Source organism: Novosphingobium sp. PhB55 (genome assembly GCF_004368805.1).
In the GTDB taxonomy this organism is placed as follows: domain Bacteria; phylum Pseudomonadota; class Alphaproteobacteria; order Sphingomonadales; family Sphingomonadaceae; genus Novosphingobium.
In genome coordinates this window covers 91,505-113,572 of sequence record NZ_SODQ01000006.1, presented here as the reverse complement: position 1 = coordinate 113,572, position 22,068 = coordinate 91,505, and the positions used below count along the sequence as shown (strand labels likewise).

The following is a 22,068-nucleotide window of genomic DNA, read 5'->3' as shown; positions in this document are numbered from 1 at the left end:
CATGGCAATTCGTCCCTAGATTGCGTTCAACCGAGATACCCGAGGAGTTTCAATTCATGGCGACCATCGCTGTTACCGACGCCAGCTTCGAACAAGACGTTCTCAAGTCCGACAAGCCCGTGCTCGTCGATTTCTGGGCGGACTGGTGCGGCCCGTGCAAGATGATCGGCCCCGCTCTGGAAGAGATCAGCGAAGAGCTTTCCGAGCAGGTGACCATCGCCAAGATGGACATCATGGCCAACACCGGCATCCCCGCCGAGATCGGCGTGAAGTCGATCCCGCTGATGGTGCTGTTCAAAGACGGCAAGCCCGTCGCCCAGAAGCTCGGCGCCGCTCCCAAGAGCGCGCTGAAGGGCTGGATCGAAGGCGAACTCTAAGAGTTCGCGGCTTCGGCCGGTTCCAAGACGGATAGCAAAACCCCTTCCGCCGCGAGGCGGGAGGGGTTTTCCTTTGGGCGGGAGACGTCGATGGCGCGCCAGTCCCAAGCTATTGTGTTCTAGAGATTATCGGCCATGATCGGCATCTTCATGCGTGTCGGAAACCGGCCGGACCTGTCCCGGTGGCGACACTGGAGATGCCGAATGGGCCAGCGAACGAAATGGGCGATATTCGCCTTTGCCCTGAGCGCGGTGTCTTGGGCGGACCTGGCGCAAGGCGGTGACGATCCGGGCGATATCGTCGTGGAAGGCGCCCGCGAGAACACGGTCTTGGCGGGCGGGGAATGGGCGGTCTCGCTGACCCGCACGTATCGCTTCGGCAAAAGTCTCGATAAGGATACGTCCTTCGGCGCGGGCAAGGATCGGGAATGGCACTTCTGTCTTGCCGATACCCAGGTGGAATCGTTCGTTCGGCTGCTGGTGGGGCAGGGCCGTTCGCAGGCTGCGGGGACCACGATCTGTCGGCCCTTGCAGATGCGTCTCGGCGGGGGCCGCTTGCGGGCGCGGCAAACATGTCAGGGCGGATCGGTGCCCATCAAGGACGCGGTCACTGGTCGTGTGAGCACGCAGCAGACACGGCTGACCATGTATGTCACGGGTGAATATGGCGCTTCCGAGCTGACATTGGACTTCGAGAATCAGCGAGAACTTCTCGTCGGCCCGTCGTCTGGAGCGGCGCCGGACCTCATGCGCTGGTCGGTCCGCGGCGCGCGCATCGGCGATTGCTCGCCGGACCGGACGCGGTGACGGCGAGTGTCCCTCAATTTTCCAGTGCGGACAAGCGGTTGGCGAGCGCTTCGAACAGGCCGGGCGAGGCGGCGCCGATCAGGCCTTTGCGGTCGAACTGGTCGACGCGGTAGGGGGTGCCGTCCGGGCGGGCGCATTTGCCGCCGGCTTCGTTGAGGAAGAGGGCGCCCGCCGCGTGGTCCCAGGGCAGGGTGCGTTCGAACACCGCCACATCGTTCTGGCCGAGAGCGAGGCGGGGGTATTGTTCGGCGGCGCAGCGGGGGATGTCGACCATGCGGTAGTGCGGGGCGACTTCGGTGCGCAGGCGCTCGCGGCGCGATTCTTCGGTGAAGATCAGCGAGATCGCGGCGACGGGCGGCTGCTCCCCGGTGGCGCGGACGGTGAGGCGTTCCTCGTTGACCCAGGCGCCGCCGTTCAGCGAGGCGCGGCAGAAGCGGCCGGTGAGACAATCGAGGATCCAGCCGCCCAGCGTCTCGCCCCGGTCGGCCAGCGCGATCAGCATGCCGAAGGGCGGCTTGCCGGAGGCGAAGTTGTTGGTGCCGTCGAGCGGGTCGACGATCCAGCAGAGCCGGTCCTTCAGCTTCAGCAGCTCGTTCTCGTCTGCGAAAGTGGCTTCCTCGCCCACCACCGAGGCGTCGGGGAGCAGGGCGGTGAGGCGCTCGGTGAGGATCGCCTCGCTCTCCTGGTCAGCCACGGTGACCACGTCGTTCACCGCCTTGCTGACGATCTGCGCAGCCGTAAGCGACTGGTAATGCGGCAGGATCACATCCCGCGAAACCTCGCGCATGATCGTTTCGACGGCGGCGTTGAGTGTGGGCGTAATCATGCGGGAGGCCTTTTGCGTGAATCAGGTGAGCGGGATCATGACCTGCTGGACATAGCCCTTGCGCTCACGGATGCGGGCGTACCATTCGGTAAGCGCAGGGAATTCCGGGCGCTCCAGCCCGAACTGGTCGAGCGGCAGGCTGAACCAGGTAAAGGCGTAGACGCCCATGGGAATGTCGCCCAGGCCGAACTGGCCGCCGGAGAGCCAGGGCTTTTCGGAGAGGGCGCGCTCCAGCACGGTTAGGTGGGCAATGCACGCCTGCACGTCGCGCGCGATGGCGGGCATGTCCCACTGTTCGCGCGGTGTGCGGGCCATGGCCAAGAAGGGCACGCGCTGGGCGTCGGCATACGTGATCTGCCAATCCATCCAGCGGTCCGCCAGCGCCCGGTCGATGGGATCGCGGGGAAACCAGCGCTCGCCGCCATATTCGGCCGCCATGTAGCGCAGGATCGCGTTCGATTCCCAAAGCGAGAGCTTGCCGTCCTCGATCATCGGCACCAGCCGGTTCGGGTTCTTGGCGAGGTACTCCTCGGTATAGCCGAACTGGCCGCCGATATCGTGGCGCACGTAGTTCAGGCCCAGTTCCTCGGCGAACCAGGCGACTTTCTTGACGTTGTGGGAGTTGAGGCGACCCCAGATCGTGAACTGCGGAGCGGCCATCGTCAGCTCCTGTAGTCGGCGTTGATCGAGATGTAGCCGTGCGTCAGGTCGCAGGTCCACACGGTGGCGGCGCCTTCGCCAAGGCCGAGATCGACCTCGATGGTAACGTCCTGCCCCTTGAGGTGGGCGGCGACGGGGGCTTCGTCGTATTCGGCCAGCGGCAGGCCCTCGCGCGCGGCCCAGGTGCCGCCGAAACCGATCGAGAGCTTGTCGCGGTCGGCCGGTTCGCCCGCCTTGCCCACGGCCATGACGACGCGGCCCCAGTTGGCATCCTCACCCGCGATGGCGGTCTTCACCAGCGGCGAGTTGGCGATGGCCATGCCGACCTTCCGGGCGCTCTCGTCCGATACGGCGCCGGAAACGGCCACTTCGATGAACTTCTGCGCGCCTTCGCCGTCGCGCACGACAAGGTGCGCAAGCTGGCGGCAGACGTCATGGATCGCGGCGGCAAAGGCATGGGCGCCGGGCGAGGCGATGGTCGAAAGCGGCGCATTCCCGGCCTTGCCGGTGGCGAAGGCGAGCACGGTGTCGCTGGTGGACGTATCCGAATCGACCGTGATGCAAGAGAAGGTGCGGAAGTTCGCGGCGGAGAGGCATTCCTGGAGGAAGGCGGGCTCCACGGCGGTGTCGGTGAAGACATAGCCCAGCATCGTCGCCATGTCCGGCGCGATCATGCCCGAGCCCTTGATGACCGCGGCAAGCGTGACCTTGGTGTCGCCGATCATCGCAGTGGCCGTCGCGCCCTTGGCGAACGTGTCGGTGGTGGAGATCGTGTTGGCGACGTCCTCCCACGAGCAGGGCCCGGCGGTGAGGGCCTTCTCCACGCCTTCGCGCGCCTTGTCCTTGGGCAGCGGCACGCCGATCACGCCGGTGGAGGAGACGAAGACCTGTTCGCGCGGGCAGCCGATATGGGCCGCGACCTGGTCCATGATCTGCTCGACGGCCTCGCGCCCGCGATAGCCGGTGAAGGCGTTGGAATTGCCCGCGTTGACGACAAGCGCGCGGGCCTGGCCCTGCTTCACGTTGTCACGGCCAAGTTCGACTTCGCTGGAGCAGCAGAGGTTCTTCGTGAACACCCCGGCGACGGCCGTGCCTTCGTCCAGTTCCACATAAGTCAGGTCGCATCGGCCCCAGTCCTTGTACCCGGCGCGCACGACGTGCGGCGTGACGCCGGCGATCGGCGGCATGGCGGGGAAGGGCGAGGCGAGCGGGGAGGTGGGATAGGCCATGGCGGGTGCGTAGCGCGTGGGTGTGACAGGTCAAGAGTCGCTGCATCAGGGAAGTAACGGAGAAGCCTTGCGGCGATCTTCCGTGCGTAATTTGGGGCGCGGCGCTCTCTTGTGTGGACACGGGGACAAGCGGCCCCTATCTGGTCCGCCATGGCAAATCGCCTGCTCTTGACCCTGCTGGCCCTGTTGACGGGCTTTGCCGCGCAGATCGGCCCTGCCGAAGCGCGCGCTTCGCAGGTGGCGAGCCTGCAGGTCGTGCTGACCGAAGCCGCCGTCGCCGCCAAGGCGCCGCGTGCCCCGGTGGCCCTTGCCCAGCTTCCCGAACCCGGATTGCGCAATACCCGCCGTCATGCGCCGCCGCTGGTGGCCGCGCCGGTTTCGCGCATGATTCCTGCGGTTCTCACCGGGATAGACCGCGCGCGCGAATAAGCGCGCTGCCCATTCGCTCTTTTGCGAAACCTTTCCCGTGCCTGCGCGCTACGCAGGCGCGCTCATCCGACATACGCATTCACGAAAAACAGGGATCTCCGCCATGTTCGGCGCCATCGCCAAGTCCATTTTCGGTTCGTCCAACGAACGCTACGTCAAGTCGCTCGACAAGATCGTCGCCCAGATCAATGCTTTCGAACCCGCTTTCGAGGCCATGAGCGACGAGGAACTGGCCGGGCAGACCGGCAAGTTCCGCGAAATGCTGGCCAGCGGAAGCACGCTCGACCAGATCATGCCCGAAGCATTCGCCACCGTGCGCGAGGCTTCGAAGCGCGTGTTCGGCATGCGCCATTTCGACGTGCAGATGATCGGCGGCATGGTGCTCCACCGCGGCGAGATCGCGGAAATGCGCACGGGTGAGGGGAAGACCCTGGTGGCCACCACCGCCACCTACCTCAACGCGCTTGAGGGCAAGGGCGTCCACATCGTCACCGTCAACGACTACCTGGCCCGCCGCGACGCCGAGCAGATGGGCAAGCTGCACAATTTCCTCGGCCTCACCATCGGCGTGATCGTGCCGAACCTCAACGAGTACGAACGCCGCGAAGCCTATGGCGCCGACATAACCTACGGCACCAACAACGAATTCGGCTTCGATTACCTGCGCGACAACATGAAGCACGAGCGCAGCCAGATGGTGCAGCGCCCCTTCAACTTCGCGATCGTCGACGAAGTGGACTCCATCCTTATCGACGAGGCGCGCACTCCGCTCATCATCTCGGGTCCGACCGACGACAAGTCGGAACTCTACATGCAGGTCGACGCGGTCGTTAAGCAGTTCGTCCCCGAAGACTACGAGATGGACGAGAAGACCAAGAACATCAATCTGACCGAGGACGGCGTCGAGAAGGCCGAGCGCATGCTCGAAGCCGCCGGCCTGCTGGTGGGATCGAACCTCTACGACGTCGAGAATACCCAGGTGGTCCACCACCTCGACCAGAGCCTCAAGGGCGTGGTCATGTTCAAGCGCGACATCGACTACATCGTCAAGGACGGCAAAGTCGTCATCATCGACGAGTTCACCGGGCGCATGATGGACGGCCGCCGCTGGTCGAACGGCCTGCACCAGGCCGTGGAAGCCAAGGAAGGCGTCCGCATCGAGCCCGAGAACCAGACGCTCGCCTCGATCACTTTCCAGAACTACTTCCGCATGTATCCCAAGCTTTCGGGCATGACCGGCACGGCCGCCACCGAAGCCCCGGAATTCTACGACATCTACAAGATGAACGTCGTCACCATCCCGACCAACGTGCCAGTGCAGCGCGTCGACGAGGAAGACGAGTTCTACAAGAACACGCACGACAAGTTCGGCGCCATCGCCAAGCTGATCCGCGAGCGCTACGAGACCGGCCAGCCAGTGCTCGTCGGCACCGTGTCGATCGAGAAGTCGGAACTGCTGTCGGACTTCCTCAACAAGGAAGGCGTCAAGCACTCGGTGTTGAACGCGCGTTTCCACGAGATGGAAGCGCATATCGTCGCACAGGCGGGTTCGCTGGGCGCCGTGACGATCGCCACCAACATGGCCGGTCGCGGCACCGACATTCAGCTCGGCGGCAACGTCGAGTTCCGCGTCGAGGACGAGCTGCGCGACATGCCCGAGGGGCCGGAGCGCAACGAGGCGATCGCGCGCATCAAGCTGGAAGTGGCCGAGCAGAAGCGCCTGGTGCTCGAAGCCGGCGGCCTCTGCGTGATCGGCACCGAGCGCCACGAAAGCCGCCGCATCGACAACCAGCTGCGCGGCCGTTCGGGCCGTCAGGGCGATCCCGGCCTGTCGAAGTTCTACCTCTGCCTGGAGGACGACCTCCTGCGCATCTTCGGCCCGGACACGCTCTTCGCCAAGATGATGAACAGCAACCTGGCCGATGGCGAGGCGATCGGTTCGAAGTGGCTGTCCAAGGCGATCGAGACCGCGCAGAAGAAGGTCGAGGCGCGCAACTACGAAGTGCGCAAGCAGGTCGTCGAATACGATGACGTGATGAACGACCAGCGCAAGGTCATCTACGAGCAGCGCGCCGACATCATGGATTCGGAAACGGTCGACGAAGTCGTCGTCGACATGCGCAACGACACCGTCAACGCCATCGTCGCCGACACCTGCCCGGCCGGCTCCTATCCTGAGCACTGGAACCTGCCGGAACTCAAGGCGCGGGCGCTGGACATCCTGGCGGTGGACGTGCCGATCGAGGATTGGATCGAGGAAAACGGCATCGATCCCGAAGTGGTCGAAGAGCGTATCGCCGCCATGGCCAACGAGCACATGGCCGCCAAGATGTCGCAGGACGATCCCGCGATCTGGCGCCAGGTCGAGAAGTCGATCCTGCTCGACCGGCTCGATCACTACTGGAAGGAGCACCTTTCCACCCTCGACGCGCTGCGCCAGGTGGTGTTCCTGCGGGCCTATGCGCAGAAGACCCCGATCAACGAGTACAAGACCGAGGCCTTCAGCCTGTTCGAACGCCTGCTCGACCAGATCCGCGAAGACGTGACGCGCATTCTCTCGGTGAGCGAACTGCGCATTCCGGAACCTGCCGGGCTGCCGGAACTCCCGGACTTCCTGACCGGCCACATCGATCCGCTGACCGGCCTCGACAATTCGAACGATGGCGATGGCTCGGCCTTCATGCCGGAACTGTTCGGCTCGCTGGCAGGAAGCCCGCAGGCCAATGTCGGTGCGGGTGCCGCGGGAGAAAACCCCTATGCGGACCTGCCGATCAGCCGCAACGCGCCGTGCCCCTGCGGTTCGGGCCAGAAGTACAAGCACTGCCACGGCGCCCTGGCGTAACGGGTAGAGTTAAAGGAAACCGTCGTCCCGGACTTGATCCGGGACCACGGGCAAAGCCACGCGCGCTTTCAGAAAGGCTGAAAGCGCGCGTTTTGCTGTGAAGGTTGATCTAGCGGCTTCGGTTTAGCGCGATGGGTTTGTCATCCTCGCCGTTGCAACAGCCGCTCGCGGTTATCCAAACCGCTCGCGGTTATCCAAACCCCTTTCGCAGTTATCCCCCTCGTCATTGCGAGCGTAGCGAAGCAATCCAGAGGCGCTCAGAGCCGCTCTGGATTGCTTCGCTACGCTCGCAATGACGAAAGGAGGGGAAGGCGGCTAAGGAACGAGAGGGGGCGGAATGCCGAACTCGCCCCCCGACCCCCGTCAGTCCTTCGGCTTCTCGCCGCCGACCCGCGCCAGCTTGGCGAACATCGCCACCGACATCGGCTGGGCGCGCAGGAAGCCCTGGTAATAGGCGCAGCCCTCGCGCGCGGCGACGACGCGCTGTTCTTCTTCCTCGATGCCCTCGGCAATGACTTCCAGGTCCAGCGCCCGCGCCATGGCGACGATCGCGCGCAGCACCGCCACGTCGCGGCGGTCGGTGGCGACGCCCTCGATCATCGTGCGGTCCAGCTTGAGATAGTGGATCGGCAGGACCTTGAGATAGCGGAAGTTGCAGAACCCCGCGCCGAAGTCGTCCAGGGCGATGCGAATGCCCTGCGAGGAGAATTCCGCCATCATCTGCGCGGTCTGGGTAATGTCACTGATGAGCGATTGCTCGGTGATCTCCAGCGTCAGTCGGCGCGGCGGAAAACCGCTCTCGCGCACGAGGTCCAGCATCTGGCGCACATACGTGCCGAAGGCGAGGTCGGCCGGGGTGACGTTGATCGAAAGGCGCAAGTCGCCCGGCCACTGCCCCGCCGCCGCCATCGCCTTGGCGGCGATGTGGCGCGAGAGCGGGCCGATGTGGTCGGCGCGCTCGGCAATCGCGAAGAGGGCGCCCGCGCCGATGCGGCCGAGGACGGGGTGATTCCAGCGGGCGAGGGCCTCGGCGCCGGTGAGCGATTCGTCCACCAGGCTGAACTGCGGCTGGAACAGGATCTCGATCTCGTCACCGTCGATGGCGCCCAGGAGGTCCGCTTCGAGCTGCGCGGCCGAGCGGCCCGGCACGGTGACTTCGCCGTCCGCCCAGCCCAGCCGCGTGGCGGACTGGTCCTGCAGGCCTGTCAGCGCATGGCCGAGCCGGTCCAGCATCGAATCGACGCTTTCCCCGGTGAGGGCGCGAATCAGGGCGATGCGCGGCGAAAGGCGCAGCACGCCGGTGGGCAGCGCGATCGGGCGGGCAATCGCGTCGGCCAGCTGGTCGGCCACGAGGTGCCAGCGCTCGCGGCTGCAGGCCTCGTTGGCGACGAGCACGAAGGAGCCGCCCCCGGCGCGGGCTACCAGCCAGGGTCCGTCGAGTTCCTCGCCCGCGAAATGGGCAATGCGGCCGGCAACTTCCTCAAGGGCGCCGTCGCCCGCTTCGGCGCCGTAGGCCATGTTGATCGTGTCGAGCCGCCGCAGCGCCACCAGCATGGCATGGACATGGGCATGTTGCGGCGCGCTTTCGGCATCGCTGCGCCACCCGGCGATGCGTTCGCGCACGGCTTCGAGGCCGGGAATCCCGGTCAGTCTGTCTTCAAGCCGGCGGGCATGGCCTCGCGGCAGCCCCTTGCGTCGTTCGCCCATCGCGAGTGCTATAGCCAAAGGCCTTGCCAAACGATGCAAAATTCGAAAGGTCCGCGGCATGAAAAGGGCTTCAAAATGAGACGGGCGCTGATGCATTCTTCGGAACGGGCGTCCCTTTCGGTGCGAGCGCCGCTTTACGCCGGGGATTTCAATGGCTGACGTACCCACGCTGGGACTGATCGTATCGGACAGCGCCAAGGCCCAATATGGCGCGGCGGAGCTTCGGCGCGCGCACGCCTGGGTCGATCCGGCGGAGGCCGAGGTGCTGGTGGTGGTGGGCGGCGATGGCTTCCTGCTGCATGTCCTGCACGAAATGCTCGACCGCGACGTGATAAAGCCCGTCTACGGCATGAACCTCGGGACCGTGGGTTTCCTGATGAACGGCCCGCACGACGGGGTGCCGATCGCCGATCGCATTGCCGAGGCGCATGCCGTGCCGGTGCGGCCGCTGCAGATGCATGCCACCAGCCACGATGGCCGCAGCTTCGTCTATTACGCGATCAACGAGGTCTCGCTGCTGCGCGAGACGCGCCAGACGGCGAAGCTGGAAGTGACGATCAACGGCAAAGTGCGGATGGAGGAGCTTGTCGGCGACGGCGTGCTCGTGGCCACGCCGGTCGGGTCCACGGCCTACAACCTGTCGGCCAATGGGCCGATCCTGCCGCTGGGTTCGCGGATGCTGGCGTTGACCCCGCTCAGCCCCTTCCGCCCCCGCCGCTGGAAAGGCGCGATCCTTCCCGAGAGCGCCGAAGTGGAATTCCGTATCCGCGAGCCCGGCAAGCGGCCCGTCGCCGCCGTGGCCGACCAGAAGGAAGTGCGCGACGTGAAGACCGTGCGCATCGTTGCCAATGCGGAGAAGGAGCTGACCCTGCTGTTCGACCCGGGCTTCACGCTGGAAGAACGCATCTTCGCGGAGCAGTTCCAGGTCTGACCGCGGGCATCGGCCTGTGGAAAAGTTTTCTCGACATTTTCATTACAGAGTGCTTGCCAACCCCGAATACCCCTTTTATAGGCGCACTCCTGCCCGGCGGTGGTAACACTGACAGGCTGCTCCCCGATAGCTCAGCGGTAGAGCATTCGACTGTTAATCGAATGGCCGTAGGTTCGAATCCTACTCGGGGAGCCACTTCTTTCTCGGAAGTGGCGGAAACATTGGGGGTAGCGTCCCCCCAATGTATCACCCCGGAACGGGGTGATACATTCACGACGCATCCCCCACCATCAAATCGCTCTTTTCGCCATCGCCTAGGGACCGCTCCCATGCGGCCAGTTGCGAGATTGCCGAATCGGCGAGACGGGTCTGATCGGCCTTCTCGATGTACTTCGCCAGCGTCTTATCGCTGCGCTGACCGCTGACCGACTTCATCGTCTTGTTCGACATTTGCAGCTCCGCCATGCGGCGCAGCGTTGCCTTGCGCAGGCCGTGTGCGGAGCAATGTGGAAGTCCGGCCGCGACACATGCCTTCTTGAACCAGTTGCCGAAGCTCTCCTTGGTGAAAGGCTTGCCGCGCAGGGTGATGAGGAAGCAGAACGGATTCGTGTGCTTCGGCGGCATCGCAACGATCGCCTCTAAGAGCTGGCCCGGTACGGCAAGCCAGAGCGTCTCGCCTGTCTTCTCCTGTTCGACGGGCAGGCGGCCATCCTTGATCTGCGCCTTGCCCATCTTCACGACGTCCGAGCGGCGCTGGTCGGTCCAGAGAATCAATTCCATCGCGAGGCGTTCACGCGTGCCCAGGCGATGGTGATCGCGATATCGCGTGATCTCCTCCTCAGTCCACGTGTGGAAGCCATGCGAGCGTTCGCCGGCTGGGGTTTTCACTTTCTCCGATAGGCGCACAGGATTCGCATCGATCATCTTGGCCTTCACAGCGAAGTCGAACAGGCGGATCAGCTCCTTGCGCAGCTTGCGAGCGGCGTGGATGCCGCCTTTCGTCTTATTGCCGGTGCCGGTCTTGACCATCTTCTTCGCCACGATCTTGTCGATCGCTTCGAACGTGACGATCGCGACGGGGTATTCGCCACGGCCCTCACGGAAATCCTCGAGGATTGCGCGGATCTTGCCCTGGGTGACTTCGCTGGGGCCCAAGCGCTCCGGGACGCTCATGTAGCGATCCAGCAGCTCGTTCACTGTGCCCGGCTTCGCCCGTGTGATCGGTGGCGCGACGACCTCCGCCTCTGTATTGAGGAAGCGGTGATACTCGGCAAGGAAATCCTCGCTGCCGAGCGCCGACTTGAAGTATTTCGTCGGCAGGCCCTTCTTGCGGAAGACGAAGCGTTCGGTGCCGTGCTGGTTCATGCCACGGCTTACGTACTTCGGCAGGAAGCGGTTCATCGAGATCCGTTTGCGCGGCATTACTCGTTATCCCACGGATTGGCGACGACGGGTGTGCGGCCGCCAGTCTCGCCGATGATGATTTCAATGCACCCGGCCTTCAAGTCCATGATGATCCGCGCCCGCTCAATCTTGGCGGTCGCGATGGCCTTGGTGGCGCGGTCCATGTCAGCCTGGGTAATGCGGGCGGGGGCGGTCATGCGATAAGGTCCAGCTCGAGCAAATAGGGGAGGCAGGCAGGATCACGCGGCTTCACGCACGCGGCCATCACGTGCGGATCGAGCGGCACTTCGCGGCGCGCCGAGACGAAGCTGGCGATATCGCGTGCGCATTCGAGCGGCCGCGTGATGAGATCCTCGAACGGCAGATTGAAGTACATGCCCGTGCCGAGCTGGATAAGCGCCTTGTGCGCCTGCCGGTGTTCCGTCTGTAGCTGCACTTCCATGGTGCGGCGATCGGCGCGGCTGGCAGCAGCGCCCGCGAACTTGAGCGTGCTCTTGGCCTGCTCGGCGAAGTCGCGCGACAGGTAGATGGTGCGATAGCTGCCCTGGGCGGGCGGCGGGTTCAGGTGCGGGTTGAGGATCTTCACCGCCTTGCCAGCCGCCAGCTTGGACCAGCGCTCAGGATAGGCGCGTAAGGCCACCTCGGCGGGCTCCTCGAACGCGGGGAAAGCGCCGATCGTCGGCCCCCCGGCCGCGTCGAGCATCTGCATCACCAGTGACGTGCCGCAGCGGCCAAGGCCGGTCACGAGGATCGTGGGCGCGGTCATATCCAGCCCTCCACGATGTAGGCAATATCCATCGGATCACGGCCGAGGTTGACCATGTACGGGGGGATCTTCTCGCGCGCCGCCTCGAGGGTGTCGGCGATGTGGTGCTCGTCCGCGGGGCCGCCGGGCACCATGTGCTTGCGCGCCACATACTTGCCGGGGACGTCGAGCGGGTTGAACGTGATCGTCCAGATATCGACGGCGTGGGCTTGGGTCACAGTGCGATCCACTCGCCCGGCAGCATCACGTACAGCGCGGCCCACGCGGCGGCGCCAAGGAGCACGATCGCCAGTCCGGCGACGAACGACGGTTCGCCCGCCTCGCGCGCTTCGCGACAGATCTCGCGCCACTGCGCCAACAGGCCAGGGCGATACTCACGCTTCATCACCGTTTCCACCTTGAGGGGGTGTGCTGGCTCGGTCCCGAGAGCCAGCACGGGGCATTGGTCGGCGCGCATGGGGTAGACGCCCGGGACCAGACCGAGGGCGCGCATGGGGTACACGCCCTGGGGGAGGGAAAAATCAGTGAGCGGACGCATAACGGTCCCCGCAGGCGCGGATCGCGGCGATCGCCGTCGTCATGCTTTCGAGAAACGCGAGGCACGCGCTCTCGTTGAGGAGCGCAAGGCGCTGCCCGCCGTTCGCACTGTGGATCGCGACGATAACCCACGGCTGGCCGTCAGGGCCAACCGTCGAGCCAGCCGCGATCGCGGGATAGTCTTCGCCGGGCGAAAGCTCGGCGGTGATCTCGCAGTCCGTCGCAACGACGCACGGGATCAATTCTAGATCGGCAGTGCCTTGGGTCATCGGCGCAAATCCCTCTTCATGCGGTCTTTTTCTGCACAGGCGAAGGCACGCCACTCGCGCGGCACGCCGTTGTAGTGCTCGGACCAAAATTCGATGCTGGTGCCGCGCCGGATGGCGTCAGGCAGGCCGTGCAGCAGAGCCGCGACCTCTTCGGGCCACGGGTTCTCGGGAAGCACGGCCGCGTCCTTGAACGCCTGCAGCGATGCTTCGGGGGTGGGATCAGGCGCAGGCAGCAGCGCGGGGCGCCGATCGGCGATCGCCCGGCCGCCGATCGGCTGGCCGCCGGCCTCCGCGATTGCACGTCGCAAAGCGGCATCGAGATCCCGGAGCCCGCGAGACGTCCAGCATTTCCATACGGGTTTGCCGTTGCGCAGGCGCGGCTGGCCGGCCTCGTCGCACACGACGTCGCATTCCGCCCAAGTCGCGGGGATGGCGTAGAGATAGCGCCCGATGCCCCACATGACGGCAGCGCGCTTGAAGGCGTCCGACAGGCCGCCCTTTTCGCCTTCCATGGCGGTCGCGCCGGCGCCGTCGCTCTTGGACACCCAGCGGGCGCCCATGTCGATCGAGATAGATGCGATGACGCGGCCGCTTGGCGTCTCGTTAAACGTGCTTTCCCAGCCGGCGACGCCGCAAACATCGTCCAAGCGCGTCTGCACGGTGCGGGCATCGATGTAGCAAAGCGCCTGCGCGCGGCGGCCGTTACGGGCCACCGATTGCGCACGCCACTTATGTTCATGTGACGCGAAAGGCGCCTGTAGAGAGATCAGATCAACCATGGCTCTCCCCCTGGCTGCCGGCGCCGTAGCGCCATGGTGAATTGCCTTGCGGCAAGCGCACCGCCCAGCGCGCACCTCCATCTCTCATTTAATGCAAAACGTGGCAAGGAAAATATTTGCATCTAATGCAAGACGCTGCCACTGGCGCCGGCACGTCAACCGATTTGCGCGAATTTTCCGGGTTCCGTTAACATCCTGCAATAACGGGGTTTGTCATCGAGTCTTCAACTTCGCCCAATCCGCACGGGAATGTAAACGAAGGTTAATAAACATGGCTGACCGGCCGTCGATGCACGGTGGGGCGGCCCAAAAATATGATCGCGAGCCCCGAAGCAGGGGGCCTAACCCACGGGGCGCACGTTCGAGAAAGTTAGAGTGATGATTCTGAAAAAGCCGGCCTGTCCGGCGCAATGCGACGTCTGCCCGCTCAGTTGTGCGGTACTACCCAAGCGGATCAAGTTTTGGCGAGATGAAATTGAAAGGCTGGAAGGCTGCGAGTGCTACGACGAACATGAAATGAACCGTATGGCTCTTCTTGCGTCGGCACAGAACGTCTATGAATCGATGTTCGCTCAGCTTCTGCGATCAAATTGGGCCATTGCTGCGGCCCTAGCTATAATTAACTAGCTGTTAGTTTGGGGGGAAAGAGCCCGGTGGGGAACCCAGGCTCTTCCGTCGCCTACTTGCGCTTGATGCGCCCCATGGTGTCGAGATTTAGCGGCTGGTCATCTGCTTTGCGCTCTAAGCGTACGCCACCAGCGCTCTCGATGGCCTTAAGCTGATCCCACAAACTGCTGGCAACCGCCTTGGGCCAATCGGCAAAGGTTGTGCCAGCCGACATTTCAGCCTGAGCGTTCCGCACCATCTCTTCCAGCCCGTCGGGCGTCAGTTCGTATCCGCCATCATTGAAATCGAAGATCTCCGCGACGTGAATCCTATAGGCTTTGGCTACGTCCAGCATCTTGCCGCTCGGGATATTACTCTTTCCGGTTTCCCATCGCGAAAGCTGACTGACCGATGACCCAAGCCGCTCTGCCATCTCTTCCTGCGACAGGCGCAGGCGCTGACGGTGCTCAGCAAGTCTTGTCCTCATGACGCGGTATCTTGCACGGCGTCTTGCAAACGACCACGGCGTGAATCGATAGACGCATATTGCTTGCATCTTGCAAATGATGCAAAGCGCGATCCATGAACCTCGCCGAATACCTCCAGACACCCGGCGCGACAGCGACCGCACTTGCGGCCGAAGTCGGCTGTTCCGTCTCGACAATCACGCGTGCTGCGAAAGGCGAGACTTTGCCCAATCGCAGAACGATGGACCGCATCTACAAAGCGACGGGCCGCCGGGTGCATCCGAGGAGTTATCTGGAAACGATTCCATGATCGCGACACGGGATGGTCTTTCTAAGAGAGGTAGCCGGCCAATCACTGGCGGGCATATCGCGCCACGTTTAGCGCCGATGCTTCGATTTCTCTCTGAAATCATCCGCCTGAGCAATGGGAATTACGGCCAGTTTGGAGGCGTTCACGTCTCGATTTCGGACATATTAGTTAATGCTGGCGCCGTTTCCGGCCAGATTAACAGCGTTTTTCACAAAATCCCCTTCCACCCCGCATTGCTTGGGAGAGAAGCACATGACGGCCTCAACCCGCTCGGCCAGCCGCCGCACCGATAAGCTCTATACCCGCATGGTCACAATCGGCGACGCCACGCTCTACCAAGGCGACGCCTACAAGATCCTCCACACGCTCGGCTGGTTCGACGTGCTGGTGCTAGACCCTCAGTACAAAATGGAAACCAGCGGTGGCGGCAAGTTCCGCGCCGAGCGCAAGCATTTGGATCAAATCGAAGAGGAAGAGCTTCACAAGGGCTTTGATCTCTCGATTATCAATGCGCTGTTGTGCGGCGCCGTCGTTTCGTTCTGCCACAATAATCAAGTGCCGGAACTGAGTACCTATTTGGCAGGCAGTTTCGAGAAGTTTGCGATTTGCACGTGGCACAAGTCAAACGCGATGCCTGTTGCGAACAAGTCGTACCAGCCCGATACCGAGTTCTACATTCACGCGTGGAATAGCGAGTTCCCGGTGCAAGGCACGCTGGGCGAGAAGAAACGGCACATCACCACGCCCGTCGGCAAGAGCCCGTTCGACCATCCCACGGTGAAGCCGGACGCCGTGATGACCAAGATCATCACCAACTGCGGGGGCCGCTCGATCTGCGATCCGTTCATGGGCACCGGCTCGACCGGCGTGGCGGCGATCAAGGCGGGCAAGCGGTTCGTCGGGATCGAGAAGAACCCTAAGCACTTCGCCACCGCCGTGGAGCGTCTGACGGCCGCGCACGCCGAGGCCAAGCGGCTGGCAGCGGAGTGCGCGGCAGCGTGATCAAATGCCCGTTCACCCGCGAAGCGGTGATCCAGATGATCCCGATCTACCCGGATGACGCGCAAATCGCGCGCCGCGTCTCGAACAGCGCGTACCGGATCAGCGAAATCGACGTGCGCCGGCTGAGACAGGGCCGGCGCCGCAACTAATCAGGAGGGCCACATGGCAGAATGCACGGACGACAGACTACGGCTCCTCATGGAGCGCATCGATCGGCTGGAAGATGAGAAGAAGGCGATCGGCCAAGACGTTTCCGCCGTCTACGCCGAGGCCAAAGCGGTCGGTTACGACGTGGAGGTCATGCGCGCGCTGCGCAAGCTGCTCAAGATGAAGCCCGACGATCGGCGCGAAATGGATATGCTCCTCGACACCTACAAAGCGGCGCTGGGCATCGAGAGCTACACCCAGGCGGACATGTTCGCCGAGCACGACGGCCGCCCGAACCCGAAAATGCCGGCGGCGGCGCCGTCGGACAAGTTCGATGACCTCTACGTCAAAGCGCTCGAGCTGGTGACGACGCACAAAACACCGTCGGTCAGTTGGCTGCAACGGCAATTGGGGATCGGCTGGAACATGGCGTCTAAGATCCTTGAGCGCATGGAAGCGAACGAGATCGTCTCGGCGCCGAACCACGTCGGCCGCCGCGAGCTGCTCGTGCCCAGCGTCGCAGGCGACATAGCCAGGATGAAAGCGAATCTGGCCTCCAAGGGTATCTCCATGTCCATCGAGATCCCCGAGGACGGCCGCCCACGGCTGACGCTGGTTGCAGACGACGAAGGCGCCACTCAGTGAGCCGATCGATCGACGAATCATTCCTTGATCGAGCGCGGCAGCGCGGCCTTGCCGTGCATGACCAGTTCGCGCCCAAGACCGCCCCGCCGCCGATACCCGCATCAGTGCCCGCGTCCGTGCTCCAGCCGGGCGTACTGGCGGCGCGCGAGCGCCTTTTCGCGCTCGGCCGCATGGCCGACGGCGCCATGAACAAGACCGAGGCCAAGTTCGCCGCGCACCTCGACATGCTCAAGCTCGCCGGCGACGTGCTCTGGTATGCGTTCGAGAGCATCAAGCTCAAGCTGGCGCCCCGGACGTTCCTGACCGTCGATTTCGCTGTGCTGCCAGCCGCTACGATGTGCCTGACGATGATCGACGTGAAAGGCGCGAAGGCGATCGTGCAGGACGACGCGGCCGTGAAGATGCGCGTGGCCGCCGGCCTGTTCCCGTTCGCCTTCCAGTTCGCCTTTCCCAAGGGCGACGGATGGCAGATCGAGGAGATCTAGCCGTGTCCTGGGAAACCGAGAATTGGGCGCGGCAGCAGCGCACCGGAGATCCGGTGACGAAAGCCGTGCTCGTTGGCATTGCCAACTGGATGAACCCGGAGGGCGAGCCGTGCCGCGTATCGATGCGGCGGCTGGCCGAAGAGGTGGAGATCTCAGTGCGGACGGCGCAGCGGCACGTGCAGCAGCTCGAGCGCATGGGCTTTGTCGTGAAGGAGGCAGCGAAGCGCGACGACGGCGGCACCGGCTGGAACCTGTTCAGCTTCCCGACCTATCGCCAGCCGGGCGTTTCGACCACGGAACCGGCACGCAAGGTCGCGCCAATTACGCTGGAAGGTCCGCGAAACCGCCGAAATCGGGGCGACGTCCCCCATGACAAATTGACGCGGGGGGAGGACGACAATTTGACACCCACCCCCATGACAGATTGTCACCCCTCCACGACAGATTGTCAGGCGGGCACGCCGGATTGTCAGGGGGTGCATGACACTCATGTCAGGGGAGAGATCTTAAAAGGATCTACTAAAACCCCCCTAAGCCCCCCCGAGGGGGGAGCGGATGCCGGTTCTTCGAAAAGGGATACGAAATCGCGTCTTCCCGACGATTGGGAGCCGGTGCCGATCGCTGAACTGCCACCAGCCGCCCGGGCCAAGGCGAGCCTGTGGCCGGCCGGCGCCTATGCCGCCGAAGCCGAGACGTTCCGTGCCACCGCGCGATCGGAGAGCGGCCGCGCCGGCTACAAGCGCGACTGGCCCGAGGCATGGATCTCCCACATCAACCGATCGACGGTGCGGGTGATGGCCGAAGCCCGCGCCGGCGTGAAGCATGCGCCAGCCGCGCCGACGCCAGCCGCGCCGGCCGAGCCGTTGCGATCGCTGGACACCAGCACCGAGGGCAAGGCCGCGCAGGAGATCCGCAAGCGCCTGGTTAAAACCGTCGAGGCATCCGTGCGAACCGGGTTCTTCGATCGATGCCGCTTCGATGTGCGCGGCGACACGCTGACGATCGCGACGCCCTCCGAGTTCGTGTTCAACTACCTGCGCGACGGGTTCGAGACTGAGGCGCATCGCGCGATGAACAGCGTGCTCGGCCCCGACGCCGACCTTCGATGGAGCATCGACCGCGCCGACTGAGCTTCCCCCGTTGCCTTCCCATTTCGACGAGAAAGACCTGATGACTTCCGATATTGATGCCCTGAGCAGCCTTGCCGCGATCGCCTTGAACGTGCCGCAGGACGACGAACCGCAGTCGGACATTGACGAAGTGCGCAAGCTGGCCGTGCGGTCCCTTACCGACGCGACAGCGCACCGTTGCGTGGCCGAGAAGGCGAACGCACTGTACGATGCGGCCATGGAGAAGCATCACGAGCTTCTGGCTCTGGCCGATCGCATGGAGGCCATGCGGCCGCTCGTCACGCTCACCGACGAGTTGGCCGCCGAGCTTGCCAGCGTTCTTGAGCAATCGAGAGCGCTCTCCAGCCAAGGTGTAATTCGCCGGGTGACGTGAACGGACGCACTAATGGTGCGACGTGCCAGCTTTCACATCGTCTCCACGATCAGATTATCAATGATAGAGATCATCTCTGCCAGCTTCCGGCGCGGGCCCGAACTTAATTTTGCAACGGCCGTCATTGCCCCGCACAATGCTATCTCCGTCGTCAACCCCGGGCGGTGTTGCAAAGCTCCCATCGCCAACACATTTGGCTAGTTGATAATTTCCGCCGCCGATAGCGAAGCACACTGTCTCGCCGAGGAATGCGATCCGCGAACCATCTGGGTCATGATCCTTGCTACGATACGGATCGCAGATCACCTGTCGTGGATGTTCGCATGATCCAGACGTTGGGAATTTGCACGCTCCGACACGCTGAATCTTGCCGTCACGGCAGATCATATTTTGGTATTTGGCTCCGTGCTCTGGCGCTCCGTAACAAATTGAGCAGGTAATTGATCGGTCTGGAATCGATGGATTGTCCGAGGTCACGCACGGTCGGCTGGAGTATGAATCACCCGTGCCTGCTGTCGCCACATGCGCTGGGATGCTCGACGGTTTGGATTGGCTATCATGCGACGTTGGCTGTTTGTCGTTTTCAGGCGCCTTGTTCGAGCATGAAACAGAAAAAACAGCTAACAACACAATCGAAGCAGGACGAATTGGCGTCATTTCCAAGAACCTCCCAGCGGATGACGCGGAATTTTATCGGAAAGCACCACCTTTAAACATACTCACTAAGTCTACATCCTCTTTTTCAAGCCTCTGAATTAATTATGATCGCCTGAACCATCTTGAGCCATCCTTCCATCAAACCGGCTGTTATTCGCGCAACATAAATTGATGCACTCCCGTCTCCCGATGGGTTGGCCGTGCCATCCGCGCCTATCACGCGTTATTCGTGTTCACAATCCGGCCGGTTATCGATGTGGCGAGTATAGCAAAATCAATAGCTTAACGTCTTAATCTCATGTGATTTGCACGAAATATTGCACAACCTTCTGTTATTGCTTGCATAAGTGCATACCGCCGCGCGAAAATTGGGCGGCACTCAAGCGCAGAACGGACAGATGGCGGATCGAAAAAAGCCTACGAAGGCTTCCCGATCGAAGGGCGCACGGGCCCCGAAAAAGGCCCGCAAGCCCCGGATATCGGAACAACAGGAACGGTTCGTCCTCGAATACCTGAGCGTGTTCCCCCGCAACGCCACGGCCGCCTATGAGCGTGCCGGCTATCGGGCGAGCGGACAGGCAGCACGCACGGCCGCCTCACGTCTCCTCAAGCAGCCAGCCGTGGCGACCGCGATCGAGGAGCACCGGCAGGCCGAGGCCGCGCGGCTGTCCGTCAGCAAGGAAAGCGTGCTGGCCGAGTATGCCAAGATCGCGTTCTCCGATCCGCGCCGCTTCTTCCGCGAAGACGGATCGCTCAAGCACCCCGAGGAAATGGACGATTCCTCCGCCGCCGCGCTGGTGCAGCTCGAGGTGGAAGAGGAATACGCGGATCTGCCGGCCGAGGAGGAGCTTGAGGCCCAGGCTCACGGCGGCAAGCTCAAGCGCCGGGCGAAACGGCGCATCGCGATCGGCCGAACCACCAAGATCAAGTGGAGCGACAAGCGCGCGGCGCTGGATTCGATCGTCCGCATGATGGGCTACGCCAAAGACGCCACCCCGCTCGGCACCCCCGAGAACCCGGTTCACATGCTGCTGGCCGACATGGCCAGCCGCAAGAGCGCGCTCACGCCCGTTGAGACGCCCGAAGCCGACGACGACGACGACTGATGGCGGGCATTGACCCTTCATTTGTGCCCACGACGGACGAGGAGCTTGCCGCTTGCCTCGACGATCCGATGTGGCGCGTGTGTTCGGGCCAGCTCTACAAGATCATGGTCAAGGAGGACGACGAAGACTCTGACGAAATGCAGGTCTTGCCGTTCCGGCCGAACCGGGCGCAGATCCGCCTGATCCGGCGGCTCTGGTTCCGCAACCTCATCCTCAAGGCCCGCCAGCTCGGCTTTACCACGCTCGTCGCCATCCTCTGGCTCGACCACGCGCTGTTCAACGCCAACCAGCGGTGCGGCATTGTCGCCCACGACAAGGATGCGGCGGAGAACATTTTCCGCGACAAGGTGCGGTTCGCCTACGACAATCTGCCCGACGCTTTGCGCGCAGAGATGCCGCTGGGCCGTGACAGTGCCAAGGAGCTGCTGTTCGCGCACAACAACAGCTCGATCCGCGTCGCCACGTCCATGCGATCGGGCACGATCCACCGCCTGCTGGTGTCCGAGTTCGGCAAGATCTGCGCCAAGTACCCGGACAAGGCGAAGGAAGTCGTCACCGGCTCGCTGCCAGCCGTGCCGCAGACTGGCATCGCCATCATCGAGAGCACGGCCGAGGGCCAGGGCGGCGAGTTCCACGCCATGACAACCCGGGCGGAGAACCGTGCGCAGATCGACCGGCCGCTGACCCGGCGCGAGTGGCGGTTCCACTTCTATGCGTGGTGGAAGAACCTCGAGTACCAGATGGACCCGGCTGGGGTCATCATCACGGCGAAGGATCACGAGTATTTCGATACCGTGGAGGCCGCCGCCAAGACCACGATCACGCTGCATCAGCGGGCTTGGTACATCGCGACGCGCGATAGCGACTTCGCCGGCGATCCCGAGAAGATGTGGCAGGAGTACCCCTCCACGCCGAAGGAAGCCTTCCAGCAATCGAGCGAGGGCACCTACTACGCCGTGCAGCTCGCCGCCGCGCGCAAGTCCGGCCGCATCGGCACTGTGCCGCTGGTCAGCCATGTGCCGGTCAACACGTTCTGGGATATCGGCAACCGCGACGGCACCGCCATCTGGCTCCACCAGCGCATCGGCCTCGAGCATCGGTTCGTGGGGTTCGTGGAAGGCTGGGGCGAGCCGTTCGAGTGGTACGTCAAGGAGCTGGAAAAGTTCGGCGTGCTCTGGGGCACCCACTACCTCCCGCACGACGCGGGCCATGAACGCCAGCTCGGCACCGTCGTCGCCAAGCCGATCACCATGCTCGAGGAGCTGCGCCCAACGTGGCGGTTCGAGATCGTGCCCCGCGTCGCCGACATAACCCACGGCATCCAGCTCGTGCGCAACATGTTCGGCCAGTGCTGGTTCGACGAGACGGCCTGTGCCCAGGGCATCACCCGCCTGCAAAACTACCGCAAGGAGCGCGACGCGCGCCTTGGCGTCTGGAAACCCACACCCCGCCACGACGACAACAGCGAAGGCGCCGATGCCTTCCGCCAGTTCGCGCAGGGATGGTCCGAACCCGCAACTCCCTCCGGCTCCCGCCCCAAGCGCGCTGGGCGGCGCGGCTCAGCAATGGTGTCCTGA

General features: G+C 63.6%; 26 protein-coding genes, 1 tRNA gene and 1 pseudogene. 16 read left to right on the top strand and 12 right to left on the bottom strand.

The genetic code is table 11. The features are described from left to right. Window positions 1-56 precede the first annotated feature (56 nt). A complete protein-coding gene (gene trxA / locus EDF57_RS15870) occupies window positions 57-377 on the top strand; it encodes a thioredoxin (protein WP_021235408.1) in 321 nt (106 codons plus the stop codon). Window positions 378-581: 204 nt separating this feature from the next. After that, window positions 582-1,184 carry a DUF3617 family protein gene (locus EDF57_RS15865; RefSeq protein ID WP_134094985.1) on the top strand — a complete coding sequence of 201 codons (603 nt, stop codon included), beginning with the start codon at window positions 582-584 and terminating at the stop codon, window positions 1,182-1,184. Between the two features lie 13 nt (window positions 1,185-1,197). On the opposite strand, the gene EDF57_RS15860 is transcribed toward EDF57_RS15865, so the two are convergent. From EDF57_RS15860 to argJ, 3 genes are read right to left on the bottom strand one after another with little or no spacing between them, the layout of a single operon-like run. After that, a complete protein-coding gene (locus EDF57_RS15860; RefSeq protein WP_134094984.1) occupies window positions 1,198-2,010 on the bottom strand; it encodes an inositol monophosphatase family protein in 813 nt (270 codons plus the stop codon). Between the two features lie 21 nt (window positions 2,011-2,031). Beyond that, entirely contained in the window at window positions 2,032-2,670 is a 639-nt protein-coding gene (locus EDF57_RS15855; protein WP_134094983.1) for a glutathione S-transferase family protein, read from the bottom strand. Window positions 2,671-2,672: 2 nt separating this feature from the next. Further along, window positions 2,673-3,899 (bottom strand): bifunctional glutamate N-acetyltransferase/amino-acid acetyltransferase ArgJ, encoded by a 1,227-nt coding sequence (gene argJ / locus EDF57_RS15850; RefSeq protein WP_134094982.1) that lies wholly within the window; start codon window positions 3,897-3,899, stop codon window positions 2,673-2,675. Between the two features lie 150 nt (window positions 3,900-4,049). Between argJ and EDF57_RS15845 the strand changes: the two genes are divergently transcribed. Together EDF57_RS15845 and secA are read left to right on the top strand one after the other, a co-directional pair. Then, window positions 4,050-4,328: a hypothetical protein gene (locus EDF57_RS15845; protein ID WP_132262108.1), complete on the top strand. Its 279-nt coding sequence runs from the start codon at window positions 4,050-4,052 to the stop codon at window positions 4,326-4,328. 103 nt (window positions 4,329-4,431) lie between these two features. Next, window positions 4,432-7,170, top strand: a complete 2,739-nt coding sequence (gene secA / locus EDF57_RS15840) for a preprotein translocase subunit SecA (RefSeq protein ID WP_134094981.1) — start codon at window positions 4,432-4,434, stop codon at window positions 7,168-7,170. 363 nt (window positions 7,171-7,533) lie between these two features. On the opposite strand, the gene EDF57_RS15835 is transcribed toward secA, so the two are convergent. Beyond that, a complete protein-coding gene (locus EDF57_RS15835) occupies window positions 7,534-8,877 on the bottom strand; it encodes a GGDEF domain-containing phosphodiesterase (protein WP_132264038.1) in 1,344 nt (447 codons plus the stop codon). 151 nt (window positions 8,878-9,028) lie between these two features. Between EDF57_RS15835 and EDF57_RS15830 the strand changes: the two genes are divergently transcribed. After that, window positions 9,029-9,808, top strand: coding sequence for an NAD kinase (locus EDF57_RS15830; protein WP_134094980.1), 780 nt, complete (start codon window positions 9,029-9,031; stop codon window positions 9,806-9,808). A 120-nt stretch (window positions 9,809-9,928) separates the two neighbouring features. Continuing rightward, a tRNA-Asn gene (locus tag EDF57_RS15825) sits at window positions 9,929-10,003 on the top strand. Window positions 10,004-10,078: 75 nt separating this feature from the next. Here EDF57_RS15825 and EDF57_RS15820 read toward each other — a convergent pair. The 8 genes from EDF57_RS15820 to EDF57_RS15785 all read right to left on the bottom strand — a co-directional run bounded on the left by EDF57_RS15820 (window position 10,079) and on the right by EDF57_RS15785 (window position 14,656). Continuing rightward, a complete protein-coding gene (locus tag EDF57_RS15820; RefSeq protein ID WP_243841092.1) occupies window positions 10,079-11,209 on the bottom strand; it encodes a tyrosine-type recombinase/integrase in 1,131 nt (376 codons plus the stop codon). A 20-nt stretch (window positions 11,210-11,229) separates the two neighbouring features. Further along, a complete protein-coding gene (locus tag EDF57_RS15815; RefSeq protein ID WP_134094978.1) occupies window positions 11,230-11,409 on the bottom strand; it encodes a hypothetical protein in 180 nt (59 codons plus the stop codon). Beyond that, window positions 11,406-11,978, bottom strand: coding sequence for a hypothetical protein (locus EDF57_RS15810; protein WP_134094977.1), 573 nt, complete (start codon window positions 11,976-11,978; stop codon window positions 11,406-11,408). The genes EDF57_RS15815 and EDF57_RS15810 overlap by 4 nt, the downstream gene beginning before the upstream one ends. Further along, window positions 11,975-12,196 (bottom strand): hypothetical protein, encoded by a 222-nt coding sequence (locus EDF57_RS15805; protein ID WP_134094976.1) that lies wholly within the window; start codon window positions 12,194-12,196, stop codon window positions 11,975-11,977. Before EDF57_RS15805 ends, EDF57_RS15810 begins: the two co-directional genes overlap by 4 nt. After that, entirely contained in the window at window positions 12,193-12,471 is a 279-nt protein-coding gene (locus EDF57_RS15800; RefSeq protein WP_134094975.1) for a hypothetical protein, read from the bottom strand. The genes EDF57_RS15805 and EDF57_RS15800 overlap by 4 nt, the downstream gene beginning before the upstream one ends. A 28-nt stretch (window positions 12,472-12,499) precedes the next feature. Beyond that, window positions 12,500-12,784, bottom strand: coding sequence for a hypothetical protein (locus EDF57_RS15795; protein ID WP_134094974.1), 285 nt, complete (start codon window positions 12,782-12,784; stop codon window positions 12,500-12,502). After that, complete coding sequence (locus tag EDF57_RS15790) at window positions 12,781-13,563, bottom strand: Rad52/Rad22 family DNA repair protein (RefSeq protein WP_166675295.1); 783 nt, start codon at window positions 13,561-13,563, stop codon at window positions 12,781-12,783. The genes EDF57_RS15795 and EDF57_RS15790 overlap by 4 nt, the downstream gene beginning before the upstream one ends. Window positions 13,564-14,242: 679 nt before the next feature. Then, window positions 14,243-14,656: a helix-turn-helix transcriptional regulator gene (locus EDF57_RS15785; protein ID WP_166675294.1), complete on the bottom strand. Its 414-nt coding sequence runs from the start codon at window positions 14,654-14,656 to the stop codon at window positions 14,243-14,245. A 95-nt stretch (window positions 14,657-14,751) separates the two neighbouring features. On the opposite strand from EDF57_RS15785, the gene EDF57_RS15780 reads away from it, so the two are divergent. The 10 genes and pseudogenes from EDF57_RS15780 (at window position 14,752) to EDF57_RS15745 (ending at window position 22,068) form a co-directional block, all read left to right on the top strand. Continuing rightward, the gene (locus tag EDF57_RS15780; protein WP_134094971.1) at window positions 14,752-14,946 is read left to right on the top strand and encodes a helix-turn-helix transcriptional regulator; all 195 of its coding nucleotides are present in this window, start codon (window positions 14,752-14,754) and stop codon (window positions 14,944-14,946) included. 252 nt (window positions 14,947-15,198) lie between these two features. Further along, on the top strand, window positions 15,199-15,948 hold the full coding sequence (locus EDF57_RS15775; RefSeq protein ID WP_134094970.1) for a site-specific DNA-methyltransferase: 750 nt from the start codon (window positions 15,199-15,201) through the stop codon (window positions 15,946-15,948). Further along, window positions 15,933-16,097 carry a hypothetical protein gene (locus tag EDF57_RS25535; RefSeq protein WP_166675293.1) on the top strand — a complete coding sequence of 55 codons (165 nt, stop codon included), beginning with the start codon at window positions 15,933-15,935 and terminating at the stop codon, window positions 16,095-16,097. Before EDF57_RS15775 ends, EDF57_RS25535 begins: the two co-directional genes overlap by 16 nt. Window positions 16,098-16,110: 13 nt before the next feature. Continuing rightward, a pseudogene (locus EDF57_RS26040) lies at window positions 16,111-16,344 on the top strand (DUF2312 domain-containing protein); the annotation flags it as partial. Window positions 16,345-16,362: 18 nt separating this feature from the next. Next, entirely contained in the window at window positions 16,363-16,740 is a 378-nt protein-coding gene (locus tag EDF57_RS26035; protein ID WP_347876956.1) for a DNA translocase FtsK, read from the top strand. Then, entirely contained in the window at window positions 16,737-17,225 is a 489-nt protein-coding gene (locus EDF57_RS25815) for a hypothetical protein (protein ID WP_208324886.1), read from the top strand. Before EDF57_RS26035 ends, EDF57_RS25815 begins: the two co-directional genes overlap by 4 nt. A 2-nt stretch (window positions 17,226-17,227) precedes the next feature. Next, on the top strand, window positions 17,228-18,355 hold the full coding sequence (locus tag EDF57_RS15760) for a helix-turn-helix domain-containing protein (RefSeq protein ID WP_166675292.1): 1,128 nt from the start codon (window positions 17,228-17,230) through the stop codon (window positions 18,353-18,355). A gap of 40 nt (window positions 18,356-18,395) precedes the next feature. Beyond that, window positions 18,396-18,728: a hypothetical protein gene (locus EDF57_RS15755; protein ID WP_134094967.1), complete on the top strand. Its 333-nt coding sequence runs from the start codon at window positions 18,396-18,398 to the stop codon at window positions 18,726-18,728. 1,004 nt (window positions 18,729-19,732) lie between these two features. Then, window positions 19,733-20,491 carry a terminase small subunit gene (locus EDF57_RS15750; protein ID WP_134094966.1) on the top strand — a complete coding sequence of 253 codons (759 nt, stop codon included), beginning with the start codon at window positions 19,733-19,735 and terminating at the stop codon, window positions 20,489-20,491. Further along, window positions 20,491-22,068: a terminase gene (locus EDF57_RS15745; protein ID WP_134094965.1), complete on the top strand. Its 1,578-nt coding sequence runs from the start codon at window positions 20,491-20,493 to the stop codon at window positions 22,066-22,068. The genes EDF57_RS15750 and EDF57_RS15745 overlap by 1 nt, the downstream gene beginning before the upstream one ends.

Coding starts and splice junctions, on each gene's coding strand:
- trxA (WP_021235408.1), top strand. CDS start 57: ATGGCGACCATCGCTGTTACCGACGCCAGCTTCGAACAAGACGTTCTC.
- EDF57_RS15865 (WP_134094985.1), top strand. CDS start 582: ATGGGCCAGCGAACGAAATGGGCGATATTCGCCTTTGCCCTGAGCGCG.
- EDF57_RS15860 (WP_134094984.1), bottom strand. CDS start 2,010: ATGATTACGCCCACACTCAACGCCGCCGTCGAAACGATCATGCGCGAG.
- EDF57_RS15855 (WP_134094983.1), bottom strand. CDS start 2,670: ATGGCCGCTCCGCAGTTCACGATCTGGGGTCGCCTCAACTCCCACAAC.
- argJ (WP_134094982.1), bottom strand. CDS start 3,899: ATGGCCTATCCCACCTCCCCGCTCGCCTCGCCCTTCCCCGCCATGCCG.
- EDF57_RS15845 (WP_132262108.1), top strand. CDS start 4,050: ATGGCAAATCGCCTGCTCTTGACCCTGCTGGCCCTGTTGACGGGCTTT.
- secA (WP_134094981.1), top strand. CDS start 4,432: ATGTTCGGCGCCATCGCCAAGTCCATTTTCGGTTCGTCCAACGAACGC.
- EDF57_RS15835 (WP_132264038.1), bottom strand. CDS start 8,877: ATGGGCGAACGACGCAAGGGGCTGCCGCGAGGCCATGCCCGCCGGCTT.
- EDF57_RS15830 (WP_134094980.1), top strand. CDS start 9,029: ATGGCTGACGTACCCACGCTGGGACTGATCGTATCGGACAGCGCCAAG.
- EDF57_RS15820 (WP_243841092.1), bottom strand. CDS start 11,209: ATGAACCGCTTCCTGCCGAAGTACGTAAGCCGTGGCATGAACCAGCAC.
- EDF57_RS15815 (WP_134094978.1), bottom strand. CDS start 11,409: ATGACCGCCCCCGCCCGCATTACCCAGGCTGACATGGACCGCGCCACC.
- EDF57_RS15810 (WP_134094977.1), bottom strand. CDS start 11,978: ATGACCGCGCCCACGATCCTCGTGACCGGCCTTGGCCGCTGCGGCACG.
- EDF57_RS15800 (WP_134094975.1), bottom strand. CDS start 12,471: ATGCGCGCCCTCGGTCTGGTCCCGGGCGTCTACCCCATGCGCGCCGAC.
- EDF57_RS15795 (WP_134094974.1), bottom strand. CDS start 12,784: ATGACCCAAGGCACTGCCGATCTAGAATTGATCCCGTGCGTCGTTGCG.
- EDF57_RS15790 (WP_166675295.1), bottom strand. CDS start 13,563: ATGGTTGATCTGATCTCTCTACAGGCGCCTTTCGCGTCACATGAACAT.
- EDF57_RS15785 (WP_166675294.1), bottom strand. CDS start 14,656: ATGAGGACAAGACTTGCTGAGCACCGTCAGCGCCTGCGCCTGTCGCAG.
- EDF57_RS15780 (WP_134094971.1), top strand. CDS start 14,752: ATGAACCTCGCCGAATACCTCCAGACACCCGGCGCGACAGCGACCGCA.
- EDF57_RS15775 (WP_134094970.1), top strand. CDS start 15,199: ATGACGGCCTCAACCCGCTCGGCCAGCCGCCGCACCGATAAGCTCTAT.
- EDF57_RS26035 (WP_347876956.1), top strand. CDS start 16,363: ATGTTCGCCGAGCACGACGGCCGCCCGAACCCGAAAATGCCGGCGGCG.
- EDF57_RS15755 (WP_134094967.1), top strand. CDS start 18,396: ATGACTTCCGATATTGATGCCCTGAGCAGCCTTGCCGCGATCGCCTTG.
- EDF57_RS15745 (WP_134094965.1), top strand. CDS start 20,491: ATGGCGGGCATTGACCCTTCATTTGTGCCCACGACGGACGAGGAGCTT.